The organism is Falsiroseomonas sp. (genome assembly GCF_030695085.1).
Taxonomy (GTDB): domain Bacteria; phylum Pseudomonadota; class Alphaproteobacteria; order Acetobacterales; family Acetobacteraceae; genus Falsiroseomonas.
Genome location: NZ_JAUYTS010000005.1, coordinates 1 through 6536 on the forward strand (window position 1 = coordinate 1; position 6536 = coordinate 6536).

At 70.3% G+C, this 6536-nt stretch carries 6 protein-coding genes; 3 read left to right on the forward strand and 3 right to left on the reverse strand.

The features are described 5' to 3' along the window. Nucleotides 1–639 (reverse strand): VWA domain-containing protein (locus Q8S40_RS00550; RefSeq protein ID WP_305668875.1); only part of this gene is annotated, 639 nt, incomplete at its 3' end. A gap of 153 nt (nucleotides 640–792) precedes the next feature. On the opposite strand from Q8S40_RS00550, the gene Q8S40_RS00555 reads away from it, so the two are divergent. Next, the gene (locus Q8S40_RS00555) at nucleotides 793–1482 is read left to right on the forward strand and encodes a LuxR family transcriptional regulator (RefSeq protein WP_305668876.1); all 690 of its coding nucleotides are present in this window, start codon (nucleotides 793–795) and stop codon (nucleotides 1480–1482) included. 171 nt (nucleotides 1483–1653) lie between these two features. Here the strand turns inward: Q8S40_RS00555 and Q8S40_RS00560 are convergent, their stop codons facing one another. Together Q8S40_RS00560 and Q8S40_RS00565 are read right to left on the reverse strand one after the other, a co-directional pair. Then, a complete protein-coding gene (locus Q8S40_RS00560; RefSeq protein WP_305668877.1) occupies nucleotides 1654–2982 on the reverse strand; it encodes a hypothetical protein in 1329 nt (442 codons plus the stop codon). Further along, nucleotides 2979–3467 carry an Lrp/AsnC family transcriptional regulator gene (locus Q8S40_RS00565; protein ID WP_305668878.1) on the reverse strand — a complete coding sequence of 163 codons (489 nt, stop codon included), beginning with the start codon at nucleotides 3465–3467 and terminating at the stop codon, nucleotides 2979–2981. The genes Q8S40_RS00560 and Q8S40_RS00565 overlap by 4 nt, the downstream gene beginning before the upstream one ends. A 140-nt stretch (nucleotides 3468–3607) precedes the next feature. On the opposite strand from Q8S40_RS00565, the gene trxB reads away from it, so the two are divergent. Both trxB and Q8S40_RS00575 read left to right on the forward strand, forming a co-directional pair. Next, nucleotides 3608–4621 (forward strand): thioredoxin-disulfide reductase, encoded by a 1014-nt coding sequence (trxB, locus tag Q8S40_RS00570; RefSeq protein WP_371136781.1) that lies wholly within the window; start codon nucleotides 3608–3610, stop codon nucleotides 4619–4621. 172 nt (nucleotides 4622–4793) lie between these two features. Next, nucleotides 4794–5702, forward strand: a complete 909-nt coding sequence (locus Q8S40_RS00575; RefSeq protein ID WP_304811777.1) for a LysR family transcriptional regulator — start codon at nucleotides 4794–4796, stop codon at nucleotides 5700–5702. Nucleotides 5703–6536: the final 834 nt, after the last annotated feature.

Sequence of the window (6536 nt, forward strand, 5' to 3'; positions counted from 1 at the left end):
CGCGGGCGCGGGCGCGCTCACCTCCAGCAGGGCCGCGGCCAGTTCGGCGCCGGAATTGGTCTCGAACAGGCGGCCGCCGGTTTGTTCCGTGATGCAGGACAGGGACTGCACCTGCGCACCGGTCAGGCCGAAGCCCACCACATGGGCGCGAATCCTGATGCCCTCCGCGGCGAATTCCGCGGCCAGGGCGCAGGGGTCGCCCTGGCAGGTCTCCAGCCCATCGGTCACCAGGATGATGTCCGCGGCCTCCGCCGTATCCGGAATCTGGGCGCGGGCCTGGCGCAGGCTGTCGGTCAGCGGCGTCATGCCGCGCGGCACCAGGCCGCGCAGGCGCTGTGCCAGGCTTGCGCCGGAGGCGCGGCCCATCGGCGCGATCACCTCGATGTCGCGGCAATCGCCGCGCCGGTTGTGGCCATAGGCGATCACCGCCAGCGGCACTGCCTGGTCGCGGCTGGTGAAATACTCCCCCACCACGTCGCGCGCCACCTCGATCCGGGTGCGGTCACCTTCGACGCGGTTCCACATGGAGCCGGAGGCATCGAAGACCAGAACCCCGACCCGCTCCGCCGCGGCCGGTCCGGCGGCAAGGCAGAGCAGCGCCAAGGCGGCGGTGGGCAGCGGCGCCGATCGCAATCGCATCAGGCTATTCTCCGTCGTCGCGCGCCCCCTCCTCGCGCCGCCATGACAGCCGCGTGATCTGCCGGGCGGCTTGGCAGGACCGATTGACGCCCGACCTGAACCTAACCGTAAGGTGCTGCCAAGCTATGGAAATCCATGGGGAGCCCGCCGCGCATGCTCGACCTCGAGGCCGTGTCCTGCCTGCTGCGGACGCCGGATGCGGCGGAGGCCTGGCGCGGCTTCGGCGCCTTCCTCGGCAACCATGGGCTGGACCGGCTGATCCTTTATGATGTCACCGCCCCCACCCCGGGGCTGTGGACCACCTTCGCGCCCGACTGGCTGCGGCACTACCAGGCGCAGGGCTATGCCGCGATCGACCCCTTCTTCACGCATTGCCTGGACCCTGCCGCCTCCGTCCCGACCGGGGCCGCTTATCTGGACCGGCTGGGCCATTTGGCGCCGCGCCAGCGGGACCTGATCGCGGAGGCGGGCGAGGCCGGGTTCAACGCCGGCTTCTCCCTGGTGCTGGCGCCGGGCGGCATGGCCCGGAACATCGGCAGCGGCCTCCGACCGCGGGAGGTGGCGGCGCTGCGCCTGTCCATGGGCCCGCGCCTGCCGCTCGCGCTCCGGCTGATGCAGGCGCGGCTGCGCCCAGCCACGGCGCTGCCGGAACGGGAGGCGGAGGCGCTGGAATGGCTCGCCGCCGGGCTGCGGGTGAAGGAGATCGCGCACCGCATGGGCATCGCCCCGGTGACGGTCGAGCTGCATCTGAAATCCGCCCGCAAACGCCTCGGCGCCCGCACCCGGGACCAGGCGCTGCTCCAGGCGGCGCTGCACGGCGCGATCCGCCTCAGCGCGGATTGACCCGCTCCTGCGCCGGCGCCCGCGATCAGGCGCCGAGGCGCCGCCTCAGCGCGGATTGACCCGCTCCTGCGCCGGCGCCCGCGATCAGGCACCGAGGCGCCGCCTCAGCGCGGATTGACCCGCTCCTGCGCCGGCGCCCACGATCAGGCGCCGAGGCGCCGAAGCGCCGCCTCAGCGCGGATTGACGCGGCTGTTCCAGGGCTGCGGCTGGTAGTCCGGCAGGATGCGGCAGGCCCCGGTCTCGGGTCCGGCCAGCGTGTCGCAGCGGCCACGCAGGTCGGCCGGCGTCGGGCGCCGGCGCAGTTCCGCCCAGTCACGCAGCGCGGCGGCAGCGGCGGCGTAGATCGGGCCGGCGAGCTTCGAATGCTCCATCTCCTCGGTGAAGACCTGCACCAGCAGATGATCGGTGCCGGCGCGGGCGAGGGTGTCGCGGTAGGCCGCTTGATGCTCGACGAAGACGGTCATGTCCTCCACCCCATGCAGCGTCAGCACGGGAATGGCGATGCGCCCGGTCGGGTCGCCATCCTCCGCCAGCCTGGCCACGGCGTCCGGGTCGGGCGTGATGCGGGGGATGCGGGCGTTCAGCGCCGCGTCGTCGGAGGTGCCGTAATAGCGCACCCCGGCATTCCCGAAGGCGCTGCGGCCCTCCATCATCTGCCAAGCGATATCGGCGAATTGCGTGGTGGCCCAGGCGAGGTGGCCGGGGATGGCCCATGCGGGAATCCGGCTGGCCGCCGCCAGATCGGCCAAGGCCTGGCGCTGCGCCGGGCTGCGGGCTTCCTCGGCCTGATCGGCGCCGGTGCAGGCCAGGTAGCGCGTCATCAGCTCCTCCCGCGCCATGCGGGCGCCCTGCGGCAGGCCGAGCGTGACCGGGTATTGTGGCTCCTCCGGCCGGGGATGGCTGCCGCAGATGGCCTGGAAGGCGGCGCGCAGATCCACCCGCATGTCATAGGCCCGGCTCGGCCCGGCCAGCACGCCGGAGGTCAGCAGCGCGGCCTGGAAGGGACGGCGGCCATCGGTATCCGGCTCGTTCAGCGTCTCGATCGCCTTGGCCGCCACCGCGGCGCCCCAGGACTGGCCATGCAGCAGGCTGAAGCGCACCGGGCCAAGCTGTTGTTCGGCGATGCGGCGCACCGCCAGCGTGTCCTCCGCCGCGCGGCGGATGCCGTAGCCGGCGCGGCGGCGGCTGGTGGAGGCCCAGGCCCAGCCGGCGCGCAGGAATTCGGCGTAGCGCAGCAGATCCTCATCCGTGGTGTCAGGGCCGGGGGTGGCCATGCGCGGGCCGCCGAAGATGTGCGTCACCAGCCCGCCATGCCACTGCGCCGGGCGGGCCAGCAGCAGCCAGGCGCCCTCCGCATCGCGGCCGCGCAGGCAGGTGGTGCCCTCCGGCAGGCCGGGTGGGCAGGCGGCCTGATGCGGCGGGTCGTTGGCGGAGGCCGGCCCGATCAGAGCCGCGAGGCAGATGGCGATGAAGACCCGCCCCCAGCCCGGCAGCCTCACGCCGGCAGGCCCTCCACCGGCACGCCGCTTTCGTCCTTCGTCGTGCGGATGGTCTGCAGGGTCTGCACCCGCAGCACGGCGGGCGCATCCGTCAGCTTCGCGGTCAGCGCGTTCTCATGCGCCGTGTCGCGCGCCACCAGGCGCAACATGAAGTCGCCGCCGCCGCGGATCATGTGGCATTCGCGCACCTCCGGCCATTCGCAGACCATCGCCTCGAAGGCCGCCAGCACGCTCTGCTTCTGGGTCTCGAGGCCGACCAGGGCGAAGAAGGTGATCTCCCAGCCCAGCACCTGCGGGTCGAGGTCCGCATGGTAGCCGCGGATCACGCCCTGTTCCTCCAGCCGCCGCACGCGGCGCAGGCAGGGCGGGGCGGAAAGGCCGACGCGGCGGGCAAGCTCCACATTGGTCATGCGGCCATCGGCCTGGAGCTCCGCCAGGATCTGGCGGTCCACCTCGTCGATATCTGGCGGAAGGGTGTCCGTCATCTAGTCCGTCATGTCCTGGTTTGGCTGTCGGGCGCAATATCCTTTCGAAGGGTGCGATCTACAAGACGCAGACCACCATTTCCTCCAGAACGGCGCCGGAACCACCCGCGCGGGTTGAGGATTGGCGCCGCACGGCCGATATGGGGCATGAACCCCTCCCCGCTGCCGGAATCCCTGCCACCGTGTCCCAGACCCACCGCACCCGCCTGTTGATCCTCGGCGCCGGCCCCGCCGGCTACACCGCCGCGATCTATGCCGCCCGCGCCGGGCTGAAGCCGATGGTGGTGGCCGGGCTGCAGCCGGGCGGGCAGCTCACCATCACCACCGAGGTGGAGAATTTCCCCGGCTTCGCCGAGCCGATCCAGGGCCCCTGGCTGATGGAGCAGATGCAGGCCCAGGCGATCCATGTCGGGACGGAGGTGATCCAGGACGTGATCACGCAGGTCGATCTCGGCCGCCGTCCCTTCCTGTGCACCGGCGATTCCGGCGCGGTGTATGCGGCGGAGGCGCTGGTGATCGCGACCGGCGCCCAGGCCCGCTGGCTCGGCATTCCGGGGGAGAAGGAGCTGTCCGGCTTCGGCGTCTCCGCCTGCGCCACCTGCGACGGCTTCTTCTATCGCGGCAAGGACGTGGCTGTGGTCGGCGGCGGCAATTCCGCGACGGAGGAGGCGCTGTATCTGTCCAACCTGGCGCGCCACGTCACGCTGATCCACCGGCGGGACAGCCTGCGGTCGGAGAAGATCCTGCAGCAGCGGCTGTTCGAGCGGCCCAACGTCTCCGTCATCTGGGACACGGCGGTGGAACAGGTGCTGGCCGATTCCAGCGGCCGGGTCGCGGTGGCGCGCGGGCTGGCGCTGCGTAACCTGAAGACCGGCGCGACCAGCGAATTGCCGGTGCATGGCCTGTTCGTGGCGATCGGGCACGACCCGGCCACCGCCCTGTTCAAGGGCCAGCTCGACATGGACGCTGAGGGCTATATCCGCACCACCCCCGGCACCACCCAGACGAGCATCCCCGGCGTCTTCGCCGCGGGAGACGTGCAGGACAAGATCTACCGTCAGGCTGTCACCGCCGCCGGCACCGGCTGCATGGCGGCGCTGGAGGCGGAGAAGTTCCTGGCGCATCTGCCGGCGGTGGATGCGGCAGCGGCCTGACGCGCAAGGCTGGGCGCAGCAGCGGTCTGAAATCGCCGTCACTTCGGGATTTTTCGGCCAGGATCGGCAATGCCGGGGAAAAAAACGCCCCGTTTGCAACTGACATGCTACTCAAAACCTGCCCGTGCATGTCATTTTGCCGGGCTGCGGGAACAGGGAATCGGGCGCCGGCATGCCGTTGGATTGGGACAAGCTGCGCGTTTTCCACGCTGTCGCCGAGGCTGGGTCCTTCACCCATGCCGGGGAGACGCTGAATCTTTCGCAATCCGCCGTCTCCCGCCAGATCCAGGCGCTGGAGGAGGCGCTCGCCGTTCCGCTGTTCCACCGCCACGCCCGCGGCCTGATCCTGACCGAGCAGGGCGAGACCCTGAACCGCGCGGTGCGGGAAGTTTTCGCCAAGCTGGCGATGACGGAAGCGCTGCTGACCGAAAGCCGCGAACGCCCGACCGGCCGCCTGAAGGTGACAACCACCACCGGCTTCGGCAGCGTCTGGCTGGCGCCCCGGCTGCGCCGCTTCATGGCGCTGCACCCGGATGTGACGCTGACCGTGGTGCTGGATGACGCCGATCTCGACCTCGCTATGCGGGAGGCCGATGTGGCCATCCGCCTGCATCCGCCGCGGCAGCCGGACCTGATCCAGCGCAACCTCGGCACCTTCGGCTGGCGCGTCTGCGGTTCGCCGGATTACCTCAAGACCGCCGGCATGCCGGCCCGCGCCGAGGATCTCGATGCCCACCGGATGATCGTCTATGGCGATTACCGCCCCCCGGTCGAATCGGTGAACTGGCTGCAGGAAGCCGGGCGCCGCCCCGGCTCCACCCGCCGCGCGGTGCTGGAAATGAACAGCCTGCCCGGCATATTGGCCGCCGTCCGCAGCGGCCTCGGCATCGCAGCCCTGCCCGACTACATGGGCGAGGAGCTGGACGGGCTGGTGCAGGTGCTGCCCGACCTGAAGGCGCCACGGATCGAGGCGTATTTCGTCTATCCGGAAGAACTGCGCCATTCGAAGCGTGTCGCGGTATTCCGCGACTTCCTGGTGGCGGAACTGGCCTCTCCGGCGCGGTTGCAGGCCGCGAGCTGAGCCACCACCCCCGGTGGAGTGATCGCGAAATTCGCTCGCAGAGATGAGCTGCGTGATTAACGAGGTTGTATTTCATGTCCATGCATTCAGCGCATGGCCGCTCATCGGAATACGCCCAAGCATCATGATGCACCGCACATTATGTAGGGGGTGTCACGGCGGCGACGCCGGGTCAGGGTCATTCGAGCCAGTCTCGAACCCCTTCGTCTCCCAGACGTGAAGCCTCCCTGTTTGACTTAGGCCGCTACCCCAACGGGTTGGCGGCCTTTTTTTTGGCCCGGCACCGCTCACGTGGCACATCCCGTGGCACATCGGGGCGGAAGCGGCCTATCGATGCGGAGCAACAGGCGCGCGGAGTTTGGCTGCCTTCAGACCACTGGCTCGATCCACCAGATCGGGCCGTTGTTGTTTCTGGGCCTGCCGGCAGCCGATTGGGCACCAGTTGGACAAGGCCGTGGTCATCACGCGTTGGCCGGCGGTGCTGCCTTTGCGACCTTCATGATCACCAAGCCCGGCCGCCAACCCGGCGTCGCTATGCGGTCGAGGTGACCGCCGCCGCCGCCCCTTGATCCTGTCCATCCTGAGCCCCGCTCATGCGTCGGAGATCACGACCTCGTCGCGGGATGCGACGCCGAGGGCGGCATGGTCGGTACCACCACAGGCGCGGTTCGGCGGCTTCACGACGTCTGGTGGAGGCGGCCATGGCGCCAGTCCCGGATGCTGACCGGGTCGGGCCCGGACCGTGCGCGGCTGCCGATGACCGGCTGTGCCGCCTTCGCGACCTTCATGACCACCAAGCCCAGCCGCCAACCCGCCGTCGTTATGCGGCCGAGG

What these genes read in the sequence shown, in the direction of transcription:
- trxB (WP_371136781.1), top strand. Translation starts at nt 3,608, where the DNA reads ATGGGGCATGAACCCCTCCCCGCTGCCGGAATCCCTGCCACCGTGTCC.
- Q8S40_RS00575 (WP_304811777.1), top strand. Translation starts at nt 4,794, where the DNA reads ATGCCGTTGGATTGGGACAAGCTGCGCGTTTTCCACGCTGTCGCCGAG.
- Q8S40_RS00565 (WP_305668878.1), bottom strand. Translation starts at nt 3,467, where the DNA reads ATGACGGACACCCTTCCGCCAGATATCGACGAGGTGGACCGCCAGATC.
- Q8S40_RS00555 (WP_305668876.1), top strand. Translation starts at nt 793, where the DNA reads ATGCTCGACCTCGAGGCCGTGTCCTGCCTGCTGCGGACGCCGGATGCG.